This window comes from Chryseobacterium tagetis, assembly GCF_016735585.2.
Classification (GTDB): Bacteria; Bacteroidota; Bacteroidia; order Flavobacteriales; family Weeksellaceae; genus Chryseobacterium; species Chryseobacterium tagetis.
In genome coordinates this window covers 106,271-123,523 of the sequence record NZ_JAERSE020000004.1, presented here as the reverse complement: position 1 = coordinate 123,523, position 17,253 = coordinate 106,271, and the positions used below count along the sequence as shown (strand labels likewise).

19 protein-coding genes and 2 tRNA genes are annotated in these 17,253 nt (G+C 35.8%); 17 read left to right on the top strand and 4 right to left on the bottom strand.

The window, feature by feature from the left end:
* Nucleotides 1-26 precede the first annotated feature (26 nt).
* The 9 genes from JI747_RS14480 (at nucleotide 27) to JI747_RS14440 (ending at nucleotide 6,164) form a co-directional block, all read left to right on the top strand.
* Entirely contained in the window at nucleotides 27-914 is an 888-nt protein-coding gene (locus JI747_RS14480) for a decaprenyl-phosphate phosphoribosyltransferase (RefSeq protein WP_225689609.1), read from the top strand.
* Nucleotides 911-2,236 (top strand): FAD-binding oxidoreductase, encoded by a 1,326-nt coding sequence (locus JI747_RS14475; protein ID WP_225689608.1) that lies wholly within the window; start codon nucleotides 911-913, stop codon nucleotides 2,234-2,236. Before JI747_RS14480 ends, JI747_RS14475 begins: the two co-directional genes overlap by 4 nt.
* On the top strand, nucleotides 2,233-2,958 hold the full coding sequence (locus JI747_RS14470) for an SDR family NAD(P)-dependent oxidoreductase (RefSeq protein ID WP_225689607.1): 726 nt from the start codon (nucleotides 2,233-2,235) through the stop codon (nucleotides 2,956-2,958). Before JI747_RS14475 ends, JI747_RS14470 begins: the two co-directional genes overlap by 4 nt.
* Before the next feature lie 239 nt (nucleotides 2,959-3,197).
* Nucleotides 3,198-3,785: an HAD family hydrolase gene (locus tag JI747_RS14465; RefSeq protein WP_225689606.1), complete on the top strand. Its 588-nt coding sequence runs from the start codon at nucleotides 3,198-3,200 to the stop codon at nucleotides 3,783-3,785.
* A gap of 23 nt (nucleotides 3,786-3,808) precedes the next feature.
* The gene (locus JI747_RS14460; protein WP_225689605.1) at nucleotides 3,809-4,276 is read left to right on the top strand and encodes a hypothetical protein; all 468 of its coding nucleotides are present in this window, start codon (nucleotides 3,809-3,811) and stop codon (nucleotides 4,274-4,276) included.
* Nucleotides 4,277-4,278: 2 nt separating this feature from the next.
* Complete coding sequence (locus tag JI747_RS14455; protein ID WP_225689604.1) at nucleotides 4,279-5,454, top strand: cysteine desulfurase family protein; 1,176 nt, start codon at nucleotides 4,279-4,281, stop codon at nucleotides 5,452-5,454.
* Nucleotides 5,455-5,538: 84 nt separating this feature from the next.
* Nucleotides 5,539-5,856: a thioredoxin gene (gene trxA, locus JI747_RS14450; RefSeq protein ID WP_034682284.1), complete on the top strand. Its 318-nt coding sequence runs from the start codon at nucleotides 5,539-5,541 to the stop codon at nucleotides 5,854-5,856.
* 130 nt (nucleotides 5,857-5,986) lie between these two features.
* Nucleotides 5,987-6,060 (top strand) — tRNA-Asp (locus JI747_RS14445).
* A 30-nt stretch (nucleotides 6,061-6,090) separates the two neighbouring features.
* Nucleotides 6,091-6,164 (top strand) — tRNA-Asp (locus JI747_RS14440).
* 115 nt (nucleotides 6,165-6,279) lie between these two features.
* Here the strand turns inward: JI747_RS14440 and JI747_RS14435 are convergent.
* Nucleotides 6,280-7,128: a universal stress protein gene (locus JI747_RS14435; RefSeq protein WP_225689603.1), complete on the bottom strand. Its 849-nt coding sequence runs from the start codon at nucleotides 7,126-7,128 to the stop codon at nucleotides 6,280-6,282.
* A 30-nt stretch (nucleotides 7,129-7,158) separates the two neighbouring features.
* The gene (locus JI747_RS14430; RefSeq protein ID WP_225689602.1) at nucleotides 7,159-7,611 is read right to left on the bottom strand and encodes a MarR family winged helix-turn-helix transcriptional regulator; all 453 of its coding nucleotides are present in this window, start codon (nucleotides 7,609-7,611) and stop codon (nucleotides 7,159-7,161) included.
* Nucleotides 7,612-7,835: 224 nt separating this feature from the next.
* Here JI747_RS14430 and JI747_RS14425 point away from each other — a divergent pair, with 224 nt between their 5' ends.
* Genes JI747_RS14425 through JI747_RS14395 form a run of 7 tightly spaced genes read left to right on the top strand, consistent with a single transcriptional unit; the run spans nucleotide 7,836 to nucleotide 14,646 of the window.
* Nucleotides 7,836-8,459 (top strand): TetR/AcrR family transcriptional regulator, encoded by a 624-nt coding sequence (locus JI747_RS14425; RefSeq protein ID WP_225689601.1) that lies wholly within the window; start codon nucleotides 7,836-7,838, stop codon nucleotides 8,457-8,459.
* 51 nt (nucleotides 8,460-8,510) lie between these two features.
* Entirely contained in the window at nucleotides 8,511-9,800 is a 1,290-nt protein-coding gene (locus JI747_RS14420; protein WP_394371152.1) for a TolC family protein, read from the top strand.
* 10 nt (nucleotides 9,801-9,810) lie between these two features.
* Entirely contained in the window at nucleotides 9,811-10,746 is a 936-nt protein-coding gene (locus JI747_RS14415) for an HlyD family secretion protein (protein WP_225689600.1), read from the top strand.
* 6 nt (nucleotides 10,747-10,752) lie between these two features.
* The gene (locus tag JI747_RS14410) at nucleotides 10,753-11,679 is read left to right on the top strand and encodes an ABC transporter ATP-binding protein (protein ID WP_225689599.1); all 927 of its coding nucleotides are present in this window, start codon (nucleotides 10,753-10,755) and stop codon (nucleotides 11,677-11,679) included.
* Complete coding sequence (locus JI747_RS14405; RefSeq protein WP_225689598.1) at nucleotides 11,680-12,420, top strand: ABC transporter ATP-binding protein; 741 nt, start codon at nucleotides 11,680-11,682, stop codon at nucleotides 12,418-12,420.
* Between the two features lies 1 nt (nucleotide 12,421).
* Nucleotides 12,422-13,528 carry an ABC transporter permease gene (locus JI747_RS14400; RefSeq protein WP_225690032.1) on the top strand — a complete coding sequence of 369 codons (1,107 nt, stop codon included), beginning with the start codon at nucleotides 12,422-12,424 and terminating at the stop codon, nucleotides 13,526-13,528.
* Nucleotides 13,525-14,646, top strand: coding sequence for an ABC transporter permease (locus JI747_RS14395; RefSeq protein ID WP_225689597.1), 1,122 nt, complete (start codon nucleotides 13,525-13,527; stop codon nucleotides 14,644-14,646). Before JI747_RS14400 ends, JI747_RS14395 begins: the two co-directional genes overlap by 4 nt.
* A 33-nt stretch (nucleotides 14,647-14,679) precedes the next feature.
* Here the strand turns inward: JI747_RS14395 and JI747_RS14390 are convergent, their stop codons facing one another.
* Entirely contained in the window at nucleotides 14,680-15,378 is a 699-nt protein-coding gene (locus tag JI747_RS14390; RefSeq protein ID WP_225689596.1) for a DUF1826 domain-containing protein, read from the bottom strand.
* Between the two features lie 312 nt (nucleotides 15,379-15,690).
* On the opposite strand from JI747_RS14390, the gene JI747_RS14385 reads away from it, so the two are divergent.
* A complete protein-coding gene (locus JI747_RS14385; RefSeq protein WP_225689595.1) occupies nucleotides 15,691-16,728 on the top strand; it encodes a L,D-transpeptidase in 1,038 nt (345 codons plus the stop codon).
* Here JI747_RS14385 and JI747_RS14380 read toward each other — a convergent pair whose 3' ends face one another.
* A complete protein-coding gene (locus JI747_RS14380; protein ID WP_225689594.1) occupies nucleotides 16,729-17,253 on the bottom strand; it encodes a hypothetical protein in 525 nt (174 codons plus the stop codon).

Sequence of the window (17,253 nt, the reverse complement as noted above, 5' to 3'; positions counted from 1 at the left end):
CTATTTTTGCAACTGAAACAACATAAATGAAGAAATATTTAAAACTACTTAGAGTAGAACAATGGGTAAAAAACCTGTTTGTATTTGTTCCCCTTTTTTTCTCAGGTAATATTCAGAATCTGGATTTACTTACTAAAAGTATTTTTGCATTTATCATTTTTTCCTTGGCGGCCAGTACAGTGTATATCCTAAATGATTACAATGATATTGAAGCCGATAAAAAACATCCGGAAAAAAGAAGACGCCCATTAGCGAGCGGTGCAATTTCTAAAACAAAAGCGTTGGGGATTCTGGCCGGTTTATTCATTGCAGATATTTTGCTGGTATTTGTCGCGCAAATATACTTTCATCAGATCTTATGGAAGTTTGCTCTGATTATTGCTGCCTATCTCGTGATGAACTTAGCCTATACTTTTAAACTGAAGCATGTTCCCATTGTAGATATTTTTATTATCGCAACCGGTTTTGTATTGAGAGTTTTAGCTGGAGGTTATATTACTGGGATCAAAATTTCTCAATGGGCAATCCTATTGACGTTCGTTTTGGCTTTGGTATTGGCAATCGGGAAACGTAGAGGAGAACTTATCAATGCACAGGTTTCGGGGAAGACCAGAAGAGCTTTGGATGGCTATAATGTTCAGTTTGCAGATATTGCACTTTCCATTTCTGTAGCTTTGGCCATTGTTTGTTACCTCATGTTCACCCTATCTCCGGAAATTCAGATGAAACTGCATTCGGCGGTATTTTATACGGTGATATTTGTTGTATTTGCTTTTTTAAGGTATTTACAACAGACTTTAGTATACAACAGAACAGAATCGCCTACAAAAATTGTTTACAGAGACAGATATATACAGGTAACTTTAATATTATGGGTTGCTGCATTTTTAATTTTAATCTACTTTAAAAAATGAAGCCAAATTTCGTACAAAAGGTTACCAACTGGGGAAACTTTCCGGTAGTAGAAAAAGAGATGAAATCGGATGATAGTTTTACAAAAATCAAAGATTTTATACTGACTCGAAATGAAGTAATAGCAAGAGGAAACGGAAGATGCTATGGAGATGCTTCGTTAGGCGAAAATATTTTTTCAACAAAAAAATTAAATAAATTCATCAGCTTTGATCGTTTAAACGGGATTATTGAATGCGAATCTGGAGTTTTGCTTTCTGAAGTATTGGAAATCTCCGTTCCGCAGGGCTATTTTTTATATGTAACTCCCGGAACGAAATTCGTTTCTGTAGGGGGAGCAATAGCTTCAGATGTTCACGGGAAGAACCATCACGCAGAAGGATGTTTTTCAGAATATGTGCTGGAATTTAAATTAATGATTGAAAATGGTGAGATCATTACTTGCTCCAGAGACGAAAACTCAGAAAAGTTTTGGGCGACCATTGGAGGAATGGGACTTACAGGAATTATTCTTTCGGCTAAATTTAAACTTAAGAATATAGAATCTGCTTACATCCGTCAGGAAAGCATTAAAGCAGAAAACCTAGATGAGATCTTCAAATTATTTGACGAAAGTGAAAGCTGGACTTACAACGTAGCCTGGATCGATTGCCTTCAGACAGGAAAAAACATAGGGAAAAGTATCTTAATGAGAGGAGAACACGCTTTTCAGCATGAGCTTCCTCAGAATTTTAAAGAAAAGCCTTTACGATTAAAGAAAAAGTTTGAACCCACAGTTCCTTTTTATTTTCCGGGTTTTGTTTTAAATAAGCTTACCGTAAAGATTTTTAATCTGCTGTATTATAAAAAACAGACTAAAAAAGAAGTTAAAAATATAGTTGACTACGAAACGTTTTTTTACCCTTTAGATGTAGTAAGAGACTGGAATAAAATCTACGGTAAATCAGGATTTATCCAATATCAGATGGTTATTCCTAAAGAAAAGGGTAAAGAAGGAATGAAAAAAATTCTGGAAACGATTGCCAGAAGCGGAAACGGTTCTTTTTTAGCCGTTCTAAAACTTTTCGGCAAAAATAATCCGGAAGCTTATAACTCTTTTCCTATCGAAGGATATACTTTGGCGCTAGATTTCAGAGTGAATTCAAAACTTAAAGCATTGGTTGCTCAGCTTGACCAGATCGTTCAGGAATTTGGGGGCAGAATTTACCTTACCAAAGACAGTATGAGTAAATCATCACTGACGAATTATCTAAAAAATATTCAGAATTCAAAATTTGTGTCTTTGCAGCATAAAAGAATTGTTAATAATAATCAAAACTCATGATCGTTTTAGGAAGTACATCTGAAGTTGCACAGGCATTTGTAGAAAAAGCACTGCAGGAAGGAGAGAAATTCGAAAAAATCTATCTTTTTACCTCAAATAAAGAGACCACAGAGAGATTTGCCAGACATATTGATGTGAAATTTCTGCAACAATCAGAAATCATTGAACTGGATCTTACGAAAGAAATAGATTATAATGCATTTGAAAATATCAATTCAACGGTATTGTTTTGTGCAATAGGATATCTGGGAGAAGGAACTGAAGAAGGATTGTATGACAATAAAAATACACAGAAGATTATAGACGTCAATTACTCGAAACTGGTTCCTGTAATCAATTATTTTGCTCATAAATTTGAAAACAGAAGATCGGGAACGATTATAGGACTTTCTTCTGTAGCAGGAGATCGTGGCAGACAAAGTAACTTTATTTACGGAAGTGCAAAAGCCGCTTTTACCGCTTATCTAAGCGGATTGAGAAATTATCTTTTTGATAAAAAAGTGCATGTCATTACTATAAAGCCGGGTTTTATGGCAACGAAAATGACAGAAGGATTACCTTTGAATCCTAAGCTTACAGCGACTCCAAAGCAGGCTGCAGACTGTATCTATAAAGCATTCAGAAAACAGAAGAACACAGCTTATGTTTTACCGATTTGGGGTATTATTATGATGATCATTAGAAACATTCCTGAGTTTATATTTAAGAAATTAAAGCTTTAGGATTATAGATACATCCAATTTATTTTTAATTAATCTTTTTATTTTTTATTCTGTCTAATAATCTGGTTTACTTTTAATTTTTGGAAATAAGGGAAATTTTAAGCTAATACATTGACCACGGCCGAATTTATTTTTCAGAATTATCTATGATCTTGTTTTTAATAATTTGCTTATTTTTGATTGTTGAGTTATCAATGCTTTAATTAATAACTCGTAAATTTCTCCTAAGCCATAGATTTATGAAAAAATTGTATTGTTTTGATTTTGACGGAACACTTACTTATAAGGATACGATGTTTATGTATCTTAAGTTCTACAATCCTGTCAAATACCACATGCAGTTTTTGAAACATGTGCCGCTTTTTATACTGTTAAAGCTGAAACTTGCCCATGCCGAAAAGGTGAAGAAAAGTTTCATTGGTTCCATTTTAAAAGGGCAGTCTCAGGAAAAAATTGAGAAAAAATCTAAGCAGTTCTTTGATCATCATTATCCTAAAATTGTGAGAGAAAATGCTTTGGATTTTATTAATAATATCGATAGAAACAATACACAAAGTTTATTGGTTACCGCCTCACTGGATATTTGGACTAAGCCTTTTGCCGATGCATTCCAAATGCAGCTGGTTTCCACACGTGCAGAGTTTAAAAACGGAATTTTTACAGGAAATTTTGTAGGAAAAAACTGTAACGGAAAAGAGAAGCTGGAAAGAATAAAAGAGCAGATCAACGACAAGAAATACGATAAAATAATAGCCTTCGGAGATACCTCCGGTGACAAACCGATGCTAAAATGGGCAAATGAAGGACATTACCAATTTTTTCACTAATTTTGGCAGGTAAAAATGTAAAAATGAAAAAGCTGCTTATCGTATGTTGGGCTTCCGTGATGAGTTGTACAAGTACACCTTCTCAAAAGACTTCAGACATGCAGACACAACCCCAAATTTTAGCTTCCGAATCCCAAGGTGGAACAGGAAAAGTTGAATTTAGCATTATTAAAAATGAACAGGAATTTCAGAAAGCTCTGAAAGGAAATTCTGTTGTTGTAATAAGTGATGGCAGCGAACCTGCAGCGCAGGCTCCAAAGTTTCCAAAAGATCAAAAAGTGGTTCTTTATAATCTGGGAACTTTCAGGGCGGGAGATCACAGAGTGACTGAAATTAAAAAAATCTCAGTAAAAGAAAATGTTTTACAGGTAGAAGTACCTTATGTAGAGCGAGGAGGAATGGAAATACAGGTGATCTCGAATCCTTATGTGATTTTTACGGTTCCCTCCAATTATAATTTTAACGCTATAGAAATAAAATCTTCAAAATAAAAATGAACAAAATATATCTTGATAACGCTGCAACTACACCTCTTTCTGAAGAAGTGATCGATGCTATGGTAGCTACCATGAAAATGAATTTTGGTAACCCTTCTTCTACACACAGTTTTGGACAGGAAGCGAAAATTCTTATCGAAAACGTAAGAAGACAGGTTGCTGATTATCTTCATGTAACTCCCGCTGAAATTATTTTTACTTCTTGCGGAACGGAGTCTAACAATATGATTATCAAATCAAGTGTTGAGCACCTTGGTGTAGAAAGAATTATCAGTTCTCCTTTAGAGCACAAATGTGTTTCTGAAAGTGTTCTGGATATGAAAAGCAGAAAAGGAGTTGAAGTAAATTACATTCGCCCGAACGAAAAAGGAGATATTGATCTTAATAAACTTGAAGAACTTTTAAAAGCTTCAGATAAAAAAACATTGGTTACCCTGATGCATGCCAATAATGAGATCGGAAACCTGATGGACATTAAAAAAGTTGCGGAAATGTGCAAAGCTCACAATGCTCTTTTCCATTCAGATACGGTACAGACAATGGCTCACATGAACTTAGATTTCTCTGATATTCAGGTTGATTTTGCATCTTGCAGTGCTCACAAATTCCATGGGCCGAAAGGAGTTGGCTTTGCTTTTATCAGAAAGGCAAGCGGGTTAAAAGGAATAATTACAGGAGGTCCTCAGGAAAGAAGTTTGAGAGCCGGAACTGAAAACGTTGCAGGAATCGTAGGTTTAGGAAAAGCGTTAGAACTTTCTTTAAACAATATGGAAGCATACACTAATCAGATGCAGGTAATAAAAAGCTATGCAGAAGAAAGACTTACAGCAGAAATTCCGGGGATTAAATTCAACGGAAGAAGTGCAGAGAAGGAAAATAGTCTTTACACTGTTTTAAGTGCTTTATTACCTTATAAAAACCCTTTGATCGGGCTTCAGTTAGATATGAAAGGAATTGCTATTTCTCAGGGAAGCGCATGTTCTTCGGGAGCGTCAAAACCTTCAATGGTGATGATGATGGTTTTATCTGAAGATGAAATGGATCACTGTACGCCGCTTCGTATCTCTTTCAGTCATTTAACGACTAAAGAAGATATTGATGCTCTGGTAACCGCTTTGAAAGAAATTTCTAAAGATTTCGTTATAGAAAATACAAATGTTGAGCATAGATAGGTCTATTACTCAAAAATCGTAATTTTGACTATCCATTAAAGGAAAATAAAAGAATATAATATTAATTAAAATAAAAGAAACAAAATGGCTTTAGAAATTACAGATAGCTCATTTCAGGAAACGGTTTTAAAATCAGATAAGCCGGTATTAGTAGACTTTTGGGCAGTATGGTGCGGACCATGCAGAACGTTGGGACCAATCATCGAAGAAGTAGCAACAGATTTTGAAGGAAAAGCTGTAGTTGGGAAAGTAGATGTAGACAACAACCAGGAAATTTCTATGCAATATGGTATCAGAAATATCCCTACTGTTTTAATTTTCAAAAATGGTGAAGTAGTTGACAAATTGGTTGGAGTAACTCCAAAAGAAGTAATCGCTGAAAAATTAAGCGCACACTTGTAAAAAAATAACTTTGATAATGAATGCCTTCCATTTTTGGGAGGCTTTTTTTTGAAAATAATTTGCAGGTAAGGAAAAAAGTCGTAGTTTTGCAATCACAAAAAAGAAACGAAGTTCCTTAAAGTAAACAAATGATCCGGTAGTTCAGCTGGTTAGAATGCCGCCCTGTCACGGCGGAGGTCGCGGGTTCGAGTCCCGTCCGGATCGCAGAAGTTTTCTCAATTTCTTTAAAAAATTGATCCGGTAGTTCAGCTGGTTAGAATGCCGCCCTGTCACGGCGGAGGTCGCGGGTTCGAGTCCCGTCCGGATCGCAAGAATTAAAGCTATAAACATTGTTTATAGCTTTTTTATTTCCCGAATAATACAAATCCCCATTGTAAGGAAATACAGTGGGGATTTATATTGGATAAAGGCGAATAAAATATACTATTTTAAAATCAAAACAGGTTGATTGGCATTTTGGTAAATTCCTTCGGATATACTTCGGTTGGCTAAGTAATAAAGGAAACTGTGTCTGCCGGGTAATGCAATCACCAGATCAGTTTTGTTTAACGAAGCAAAAGATAAAATGCCATTGATGATATTTTCATCATAAGAATAGTGAATACTATTCGGAATATCATTTAAATTCTCCTGAATATATTTTTCAAGCTCTTCTTTTTTTGAATCCGTAACATCATTATTTGCTTTTTTATTGATATTTAAAAGTGATAAATGAATGTCTTTTTGATGGATAATCGATTTGTAGTGAAACAGTCTGTCCAGCTTTGCAATACTTTCAACATCGCAAGGAATCAAAATGTTTCTAATTGGAGTATACGTATAATTATTAGGAACAATTAAGGTTTTTATAGGGCTCGTTCTCGCGATATCTATAATATTCTCCGAAATGAAGCTGTCAGTTACAGATGTGTTGTCGTCGCTGCCTAAAATAATTAATTCTACTTGCTCCTGATTCTTTATAATATCATTAATGCTTCTTATTAATGACATATCGGTAGTTGCTTTCGAAACTTTTATTTCAGGCGATTTTTCGAGGATGATCTGGCTTAGTTTTTCCAGTAATTCTTCTGTATTTTTCAATACCATATTGATGCTTTCTTCATTCACGAAAGAATGTCCTTCCGCGATATGCAGGTATTCAAATACAGATTCATTATTCGTTTTTAAGAGGATGATGTGTTCATATCCGTATTGCTTTGCCCAGTCTGCAGAAAGCTTTACTGCGTTTTCGGTGGTCGATGTTGTGTCAACAGGTACAAGTATTGTTCTCATTTCGTAAAGATTTTTAGCCTTTAAGAGCCTTTATTTATTAAGATTGGTTGTCATTTTTTTGATCAGGAGCAGAGCATTGTTGAGTTCGTCTTCATGAAGATCTCCTGCCGCTTTTTCATAAAGTTCCAGTGCCCATGGATATAATGTTTCCATCAATTTCCTTCCATTTTCTGTAAGGAAAACCTGTTTGTTTCTCCGGTCGTTTTTGTACTCAATACGTTCTACAAGTCCTCTTTTTGTCAGGTTGTTAATCAGATAAGTGATGCTTGATTTGTCTTTGCTGATCTGATTGCTGATCTCTTGCTGGTTGATTCCGTCGTTTCGCCAGAGGAGTCCTAAAATTTCAATGAGTTCAAAAGAAAGCGAGGAATCGTACTCATTCATTTTAGTCTGAATTCTTTGCCTCAGTTTGCTTTTCATTTCACTCATCGCTAAACCCAGCTCTAGTGCCAATTGAGAAATATTTTGATTTTGTGAGGACATAATTTAATGATTAAAATAAGAAAAAAATACAATGAGTTTTAAATCACTCATCCTTACAAATATACTTAAAATTAGTTTTAATTTAAACTAATTGTTCATTAAAAATATTATCTGTTTTTTTAAATAAAAAATGCGTTAAATCATATTTTAATCATTTGATTAAAATAATTGTTTAAAAATAAAATTTAGTTTTTATATTTGTGTTGGAAAAGATTGGGAAGGAAATGAAAGAGTCTAAAAAAATAGATATAAGTACAGAAGAAAAAATAAAGGAAGCAGCCCGTACTGTTTTTTACAGAAAAGGATTTGCTGCTACCCGTACAAGAGATATTGCGGAGGAGGCAGATATTAATCTTGCGCTGCTTAATTATTATTTCAGAAGTAAAGCGAAGTTATTCGAAATCATCATGCTGGAAACATTATCAGGCTTTATTAAGAATATGATTGTGGTATTGGATGATGAAGGAACAACTTTAAACAAAAAAGTGGAAGAAATTGCTTCAAAATATATTGATCTCATTATTAAAGAACCGGAAATTCCAACGTTTATCGTGACTGAAATCCGTAATAATCCTAATCTGTTGTTGGAGAAATTACCAATCAGACAAGTATTGGCTCATTCAGTTTTCTTTAAACAACATAAAGAGATGGTGGAGAAGGGGGAAATTTCGGAACCTAATCCTTTGCATTTTTTGATGAATGTAATGGGATTGGTGATCTTTCCGTTCATTGCTAAACCTTTGCTGATGGGAGGAAGCGGAATTAATGACTCTGAATTTACTGTGCTGATGACCGAGCGCAAAAAACTGATCCCGATATGGGTCAAATCAATGATGAAAGGAGAATAATTTTTTTTGCCCGTGAATTGATCCAATGATTAAAACAAAAAAATAAACAGGATGATTTATTTTAAAACTGAAGAAAAAAGAATCTGGATTTTACTTTTGATGCTGTGTTTTAATTGGATAACGGCACAATCAGGAAGTTTGTCTTTAGAAGAATGCTATCATTTGGCAAAAGAAAACTATCCTCTGATAAAGAAGATGGATATCATTGCCAAAACAGCTGATTTTACAGTAGAAAATGCTAATAAAAGATACTTTCCTCAGGTTTCATTTTCGGGGCAGGCTACCTATCAGTCACAGACGATTAATTTTTCTGACGCTTTAGGTTCGCTTCCAATCAATATGGCGCTTCCTTCATTAAGTAAAGACCAGTATAAAATTCAGGGTGAAGTAGATCAGCTGCTTTATGACGGAGGGAAAATCCGCAATCAAAAAGATCTGACAAAAGCCAATGCGGTGTTGCAGACCCAGAATGTTGAAACCAATCTCTATGCGATAAGACAGAGAATCAATACGATTTTCTTTTCCATTCTTTTGATGGATTCGCAACTTAAACAAAATGAACTCAACAAAGCCAATCTTCAGACTCAGGTACAAAAAACTGAAGCTGCTTTAAAATATGGCGTGGCTTATCGAAGTAATCTGGATGAACTGAAAGCGGAAATCATCAATATTGATATGATGAGTACCGAATACAAAACCAATCGTGATACCTATCTCAAGATGCTCTCAGTTTTTATCGGGAAAAATGTTTCGTCTTCAGAAGAACTTCAGTTACCCGATGGTGAAGTTTTTCAAACTGAAATGAAAAGACCTGAAATAAAAGGTTTTGAGCTTCAGAAATCGATTTATGATCTTCAGGAAAGTCAGCTGAAATCCGATCTTTTGCCACAGGTAAGTGCTTTTGTTCAGGGAGCGTACGGAAGACCGACTCTTAATATTATCGAAAATAAATTCGGACCCTGGTTTATTGCGGGAATAAGATTTAACTGGTCGTTGGAAAGTCTTTATACTTCTTCGAATCAGAAAGAAATTTTAAAACTTAACAGAGAGGCTGTAGATGCAGATAAAGAAACATTTTTACTGAATACGAAACTGGATCTCACGCAACAGGATGATCAGATCAAAAAATATAATGAGCTGATTCAGCAGGATGAAAATGCAATCGCTCTGCGTGAATCTGTGAGAAAATCTGCCGAAGCACAATTAAGCAACGGAGTGATTACAACCCATGAATATATTCAGAAGACGAATGCGGAAAATCTTGCAAGGCAAACGTTGATTCTTCATCAGATCCAGCTGTTACAGGCAAAATATAATCAGAAATTTATAACCGGAAACTAATCTATTGACAATGAAAAAGCTTATCCTATTTTTTACTGCTGTTTTATTCTTGAATTCCTGTGAGAAAAAAGATGATTTTGATGCTTCGGGTAATTTTGAAGCCGATGAGGTGATTGTTTCTGCCCAGCAAAATGGGGAACTGATTGCATATTCCGTTCAGGAAGGTGCGTATCTTAAAAAAGGAGATCAGGTAGGACAGATCGATGTGAAAACCGCAGTGCTGCAAAAAGAACAGGCGGAAGCTAATATTCAGGCATTGCATCAGAAAACAAGCACTCCTGATGCTCAGGATGAATTGGTGAAAAAACAGTTGGCTGTACTGGAATCTCAATTGGAACATCAGCTTCACGAGCGAACCCGTACTGCAAATTTGGTAAAAGCAGACGCTGCAACGCGTAAACAGCTTGATGATATAGATGCAGGAATCGACCAGCTCAGAAAACAGATGGTGGCAACAAAACAGCAGCTTTCAGTAAACAATTCAAATACAGATACACAAAACCGCAGTATTTTAAGTGAAACGGCTCCTTTAGAAAAAACGATTGCCCAGTTTCAGGAGCAGATCAATAAAGGGCAAATTATTAATCCAATTAATGGAACTGTATTAGTTAATTATGCGCTACAGGGCGAAATGCAGGTCATCGGAAAACCATTATATAAAATTGCCAATACAGATATACTTGATCTGAGAGCTTATATTACAGGAACTCAGCTGCCACAGATTAAATTGAATCAGCAGGTGAAAGTAAGAATCGATCAGGGAGAAAAAAAGTATAAAGAATATACAGGAACGATTGTATGGGTTTCGAGTAAATCTGAATTTTCCCCAAAAACCATTCAGACCAAAGATGAAAGAGCAAATCTGGTCTATGCGATTAAAATTAAGGTGAAAAACGACGGATATCTTAAAATAGGAATGTACGGTGAAGCAATCTGGTCAAAATAAAAAGGGATGAATTCTGTCGTTGTAAAAAATATTACTAAAACCTACGGAGAAGTAAAAGCCGTTGATGATGTTTCTTTTGAAGTCTCAAAAGGAGAATTGTTTGGATTGATAGGACCGGATGGAGCAGGTAAAACATCGATTTTCCGTATTCTTACCACTTTACTACTCGCAGACAGCGGAACTGCAACTGTTGAAGGGCATGATGTAATAAAAGAGTATCGAGCGATCCGGAACAAGGTAGGATATATGCCCGGAAAATTTTCTCTTTATCAGGATCTGACCGTGTCTGAAAACCTGAATTTCTTTGCAACACTTTTCGGAACAACAATCGAGGAGAATTATGATTTGATCAAAGATATTTATGAGCAGATAAAACCCTTCAGTAATCGTAGAGCAGGAAAGCTGTCAGGAGGAATGAAGCAAAAATTAGCACTTTGTTGTGCACTCATCCATAAACCTGAAGTTTTATTTCTTGATGAGCCTACAACCGGAGTAGATGTAGTTTCCAGAAAGGAGTTCTGGGATATGCTGGCAAAACTTAAAGAGCAAAATATCAGCATTGTGGTCTCGACTCCTTATATGGACGAAGCGAAATTATGCGACCGTATTGCTCTTATTCAAAACGGAAAAATAATGTCGGTAGATGAGCCTGAAAATATTGTCAGGAATTTTCCTAAAGCACTTTTTGCAGTGAAAGCTAAGAATATATATAAGCTATTGGAAGATTTAAGATCTGATAAAGGGGTAGAAAGCTGCTATGCATTCGGAGAATATATTCATGTGACATTAGTTGCGGAAAATGAAGATGAACAAACGGTAAAAGATTTAGCGGAGAAATACAATCCGGAAGATTTTGAGGTGAAAAAAATTACTCCGACCATAGAGGATAGTTTTATAAGACTGATGCAGGAACAGCAAATAAAAACCGAGTAAATGGATAAAGCAATTATTTGTAAAGATTTAACAAAGCAGTTTGGAGACTTTAAAGCAGTTGACCGCATCACCTTTGATGTCGAGCAGGGAGAGATATTTGGATTTCTCGGAGCTAACGGAGCCGGAAAAACCACTGCAATGCGAATTCTTTGCGGGTTGTCTTTTCCTACGTCGGGTTCAGCTACAGTTGCCGGTTTTGATGTGTATAAACAGCAGGAGCAGATCAAAAGGAATATCGGCTACATGAGCCAGAAATTTTCTCTGTATGATAATCTTACCATTCTTGAGAATATTGAATTTTATGGCGGAGTATACGGTGTTTCCCGCTCCGAAATAAAAAAACGAAGCGCCGAATTGATTACCACTCTCAGTTTAGAAAAAGAAGCTAAAAAACTGGTGGGTGCTTTACCGCTTGGCTGGAAACAGAAGCTGGCTTTTTCAGTCGCTATTTTTCATCGTCCTAAGATTGTTTTCCTGGACGAACCTACGGGTGGAGTAGATCCTATAACAAGACGTCAGTTCTGGGATATGATTTATCAGGCAGCAGCAGACGGAATTACCGTTTTCGTTACCACGCATTATATGGATGAAGCAGAATATTGCAACCGGATCACCGTAATGGTCGATGGCAGGGTAGAAGCGCTGGATACTCCGGCTAATCTGAAAAAACAGTTCAATACACATTCCATGGATGATGTTTTCTACCAACTTGCAAGGAATGCCAAACGATCAGGAGATTAATATGAAACAGTTATTAGTATTTATCCGGAAAGAATTTTACCACGTATTCAGAGACCGCAGAACGCTTCTGATCCTTTTCGGTTTGCCGGTGGTGCAGATCGTACTGTTTGGTTTCGCACTGAGCAGTGAGGTGAAAAATATTGGTGTTGCTGTTTTGGATAATGCTCATGATGTACAATCGGAACAGATCATTGCTAAAATACAGTCCAGTTCTTATTTTAAAGTGAAAGAACCTGTTTTAAATTATCCCGAAATTGAAAAAAGATTTAAAGGCGGTAGCATAAAATGTGCAGTTATATTTCCTGCTAATTTCGGGCAGGATCTTTACCGAAAAGACGGAGTGCAGATACAGGTTATTGCTGATGCTTCAGACCCGAATACGGCTACTATTCTTACCAATTATCTTACCACGATTATCAATAATTATCAACAGCAGTTAAATCCGACAGCAAAACCTTCCTATCAGATTATTCCTGAATTAAGGCAACTCTATAATGAAGACCAAAACGGATCCCTGAATTTTATTCCCGGTGTGATCGCACTGATCTTTATGATCGTAAGTACGGCGCTTACATCCGTTGCAGTTGTCAAAGAAAAAGAATTGGGAACAATGGAAATCTTACTGGTATCACCTTTTAAACCGATTATGGTATTAATTGCCAAAGCAATCCCTTATCTGGTGCTTTCTTTGGTTAATTTTATCATTATTCTTTTACTTTCTGTGTATTTATTAAATGTTGAAATAAAAGGAAGTTTAATTTTACTTTTTGCAGAAAGTATCCTGTTTATCATTACCTGCCTTGCATTAGGACTGTTGATTTCAAACCTTACCAACTCGCAGCAAACCGCAATGCTGATCTCGATGATGGGAATGATGCTGCCGACATTGCTTTTAACGGGATTTATGTTCCCGATAGAAAATATGCCGATGTTGTTTCAGATTATCTCACACGTATTGCCATCAAGATATTATTATACCATTGTAAAAGCGGTAATGCTGAAAGGATTAGGATTCGGTTATATCTGGAAAGAAACGTTGATTTTGGTAGGGATGTGTGTTGTTTTACTGACATTAGCTTTGAAGAATTTTAAAATCAGACTGTCGTGAAAGTATTAAGATTCATTTTACAGAAAGAATTTCGTCAGATTTTCAGAGACAAAACTATACTGGCGATGATGTTTGCGATGCCGATCATTCAGCTGATCATTATGCCTCTCGCTGCTAATTTTGAAGTGAAAAATGTTAATATAGCGTATGTTGATCACGATCACAGCAGCTATTCCCAAAAACTCATTCATAAAATCGCTTCATCGGGTTATTTTAAAATTGCCGGAACTCCGGATTCTTATCAGAACGGGCTAAAAATGATTGAGGAAAGTGAAGCAGATCTTGTGTTGGAAATTCCTGCCGGCTTTGAACGTAATCTTGTTCGGGAAGGAAGTCAGAAAGTCAATCTTTCGGTAGATGCAATTAATGGAACAAAATCGTCTTTGGGAGGAGCTTATCTAATGTCTGTGATTGCAGATTTTAATAATGATCTGGATGTTACCATGAAAACATTTACAGCTTCAACAAGCTCCAGGGCTAATGTACAGGTGGTGAGTTCCAATTGGTACAATCCAAGAGCAGAATATAAATATTATATGGTTCCGGGGATTTTGGTGTTGCTGCTTACACTGATCGGAGGTTTTATCACCGCATTGAATATTGTAAGGGAAAAGGAAATCGGTACCATTGAACAGATCAATGTGACGCCCATCAAAAAATGGCAATTTATCTTAGGTAAATTAATTCCTTTCTGGATTGTCGGAATGATAGTTTTTACCCTTGGATTAACTGTAATGTATATAGTCTATGGAATTTTTCCTCAGGGAAGTCTGCTCGTCCTTTATCTTTTTGCGGCGGTTTATCTTATTGCTTTACTGGGTTTAGGACTTTTAATTTCTACGTTTGCAGATACACAATTACAAGCTATGTTCATCGCATTTTTCTTTATGATGATCTTTATGCTGATGAGCGGTTTTTTCACCAGTACAGACAGTATGCCGGATTGGGCAAGAACAATGTCTGCTTTTACTCCTGTAACGCATTTTATCAGCGTAGTAAGACTTATTGTATTAAAAGGGAGTGGATTGTCGGAAGTAAAGAATGAATTGTTCTATTTACTGGCTTTTGCTTTGGTACTCAATTCTTTGGCGATTTATAATTACCGGAAGACAAGCTGAAAATATACTATCAATTCTGAGCAATAAATATAATCAACAAATCAAAAGCAGTCGATATTCCCCGTCATTTTCTACAGGAGCGCGATGTACACATGGTAAAACCTGCTGTTCAGGATGATCTACTGCTAATCTCCAGAGATGACCTGTTCCTAAATTTGTTGGCTGAGCATCTGGTTTAGGCTGATAATGAAGGTCAAAAAAATACTCCTTTAAAAAAGCCTCAAACTCATCGTCCTGACCGTTGTGCAGTTCCTTAAGTTTTTCTCTAATTTTAGGAACCAATATTTTTTGAACAGCCTGATCATTGGGTAAGATGTCACTTGCAGCGCCGTGATAAGTGCACAAAAAAGTATCTGTTCCAATAGGAGATCGGTCTACATGATAAGAATAAACATCTGTTGAAATAAAGCTGAATTCCTCATCCCTTTCATATTTTTTAAGTAAATTAAGAGAAGGAGATGCACTAAAATCTGTTAAGAGCTGCATATCGTTCAAAATGACCTTTCTTGCATTATCCCCGTTTTTTGAGAGATGTAATGCTAAAAGATCCTCAACAGAAACTTCTGTAATATTTTCCTTTAATGAAAGTTTAGAGACAATCTCTTTAAAATCCCCAACCAACTCTCTTTCCCAGCAAAGAGCATTCATTACACCTTGAAAACTGGTTTTTACAAGTTCAGAAAAAGAAGAAACCGTTCCAATTTGATCGTTGCCAGAAAATGTATTGCTCATATTGTTTAAAAATGTGTATTCATTTAATTCTATGCAAAAATAAGGAACAAGTATAAGTCTTGTCCGGATTTTATAAAAAAGCAGTAAAATTGTTTTGCTGCTTTTTTAGAATTTATCTGCTGTGAAAAAAATTATTTAAAACTGATTAATTATGAATGAATGTTTTGTATTTTTAACAGAATAACGAACAATATTCAAATTGCGATGCGTTGAATGACAATATCAATTATTTAATTGTATTTGAATAGGAACAGTAAATTTTAGGTCTGATATTTGTAGTGGATAGACCAACTAAATGGAGAACTTTTATTTATGAAAAAAAACACAACTTTGAAAAAATCATTTTTATACACAATTGTATTTGCAGTGCTTTTGGTTTCATGTAAAAAAGAAGTCGAAAAAGTAAGCGATACGATTCAAGGAACTGCAGATTCTATTGTGGAAGCTCCGGAAGCAGAACAGGATTCTGTAAAGAAAGAGCCCGTGGTTCAAAAAGAATCTTTGCCGCCCGCAATGCAGGAAGATGGCTTTTATAACGCTTTTATTTTCCCTAAAGATAAAAAGCTGAAAGACTCTTTGTTTTCTGTTTTTAATAAAAAATATACGGAGAAAGAACGATACGCCATTTTCGCTTTAAACAGATTGGATTCAAAAAATAAATGGAATGCAGATACCTTGGTTGTTCCTGCTAAAATAGATACAACGTTGATGGAATATGCACCATTCCCTATGCAACTGGATGTCTTGAGTCCGGTGAAAAAATTCGTTGTTTTTTCTTATCCGATTCAGGCGTATGGAGTATACTCAAACGGAAGTCTGGTAAAATGGGGACCAACAAGTATGGGAAAAAAAGCTGCACAGACGAAGAGAGGTCTTACATTTGCCAACTGGAAAAAGAAATTGGCAATTTCCACCGTAAGCAGTGAATGGAAGTTACCTTATAATTTTAATATATTCAATCTGGACGGAATTGGATGGCATCAGTATGATCTTCCCGGTTATCCTGCATCACATTCATGTTTAAGATTATTAATGAAAGATGCACAATGGCTGTATTCTTATGCAGATACGTGGGTTTTAAATCCGGGTGGTGCAACGACCAAAGCAAAAGGTACGGCAGTATTGGTATATGGAGATTACAAATGGGGAGGAAGAAAGCCTTGGAGAAAATTATTAGATGATCCAAATGCGAATAGCGTTTCTGTAGAAGAAATGACTAAAATGATAGAACCTAATATTGAAAAAATAGTAAAAGAACAGGATAACAGACAAGTTGTCGTAGATTCTATTAAAGCTGCAAAAGCTGTTCTGGAACAAATGCCGGCAAATCCTAAGACAGAAGTGCCTTAATTATTCTTTTCTTTCAAATTGTAAAGTAGATTCTTCTGCAAATCTTCTTAGCTTTTGCATTTCTTTTTTGCCTTTATGTTGCCCAAATCTTGCAGCAGCATAAGTGAGGCCGATGCAGAATAACATGGCGAAAGAAGCATTCAGAGCCCAAGGGAATTCATGGCTTTTGATTTGGTTTTCTACATAATGCATGGTGAAGAAAGTCATCCAGAGAATGGAGAAAGAAAAATATAAAAACATAAAGAAAGTCCAAACTGCAGAACTGGGTCCGAAAATACCCCGTATTGCAGTTTTTTCGTCTTCAATTTCTATTCTTAAAGATAATCTTGGTTTCCAGTAATTGTCATATTTGGTTTCTACGTAGATCGTCGCCACTTCATTATTAATATTTCCCGCAAATTCATCTTTGTGTTCTGCGAGGTATTTTTTCAGATTCTGAGCATACTCTTCTTTGCTGAGATGAGCAAACATTTTAAATCTGGGTCTGCTCCGTATTTTGTCTAAAGTGGTTTCTTCTGTATTCAT

Bases quoted from the DNA above. Each gene is read 5' to 3' on its own strand.
- JI747_RS14480 (WP_225689609.1), top strand. From the start codon at position 27: ATGAAGAAATATTTAAAACTACTTAGAGTAGAACAATGGGTAAAAAAC.
- JI747_RS14475 (WP_225689608.1), top strand. From the start codon at position 911: ATGAAGCCAAATTTCGTACAAAAGGTTACCAACTGGGGAAACTTTCCG.
- JI747_RS14470 (WP_225689607.1), top strand. From the start codon at position 2,233: ATGATCGTTTTAGGAAGTACATCTGAAGTTGCACAGGCATTTGTAGAA.
- JI747_RS14465 (WP_225689606.1), top strand. From the start codon at position 3,198: ATGAAAAAATTGTATTGTTTTGATTTTGACGGAACACTTACTTATAAG.
- JI747_RS14460 (WP_225689605.1), top strand. From the start codon at position 3,809: ATGAAAAAGCTGCTTATCGTATGTTGGGCTTCCGTGATGAGTTGTACA.
- JI747_RS14455 (WP_225689604.1), top strand. From the start codon at position 4,279: ATGAACAAAATATATCTTGATAACGCTGCAACTACACCTCTTTCTGAA.
- trxA (WP_034682284.1), top strand. From the start codon at position 5,539: ATGGCTTTAGAAATTACAGATAGCTCATTTCAGGAAACGGTTTTAAAA.
- JI747_RS14435 (WP_225689603.1), bottom strand. From the start codon at position 7,128: ATGAGAACAATACTTGTACCTGTTGACACAACATCGACCACCGAAAAC.
- JI747_RS14430 (WP_225689602.1), bottom strand. From the start codon at position 7,611: ATGTCCTCACAAAATCAAAATATTTCTCAATTGGCACTAGAGCTGGGT.
- JI747_RS14425 (WP_225689601.1), top strand. From the start codon at position 7,836: ATGAAAGAGTCTAAAAAAATAGATATAAGTACAGAAGAAAAAATAAAG.
- JI747_RS14420 (WP_394371152.1), top strand. From the start codon at position 8,511: ATGATTTATTTTAAAACTGAAGAAAAAAGAATCTGGATTTTACTTTTG.
- JI747_RS14415 (WP_225689600.1), top strand. From the start codon at position 9,811: ATGAAAAAGCTTATCCTATTTTTTACTGCTGTTTTATTCTTGAATTCC.
- JI747_RS14410 (WP_225689599.1), top strand. From the start codon at position 10,753: ATGAATTCTGTCGTTGTAAAAAATATTACTAAAACCTACGGAGAAGTA.
- JI747_RS14405 (WP_225689598.1), top strand. From the start codon at position 11,680: ATGGATAAAGCAATTATTTGTAAAGATTTAACAAAGCAGTTTGGAGAC.
- JI747_RS14400 (WP_225690032.1), top strand. From the start codon at position 12,422: ATGAAACAGTTATTAGTATTTATCCGGAAAGAATTTTACCACGTATTC.
- JI747_RS14390 (WP_225689596.1), bottom strand. From the start codon at position 15,378: ATGAGCAATACATTTTCTGGCAACGATCAAATTGGAACGGTTTCTTCT.
- JI747_RS14385 (WP_225689595.1), top strand. From the start codon at position 15,691: ATGAAAAAAAACACAACTTTGAAAAAATCATTTTTATACACAATTGTA.
- JI747_RS14380 (WP_225689594.1), bottom strand. From the start codon at position 17,253: ATGAATACAGAAGAAACCACTTTAGACAAAATACGGAGCAGACCCAGA.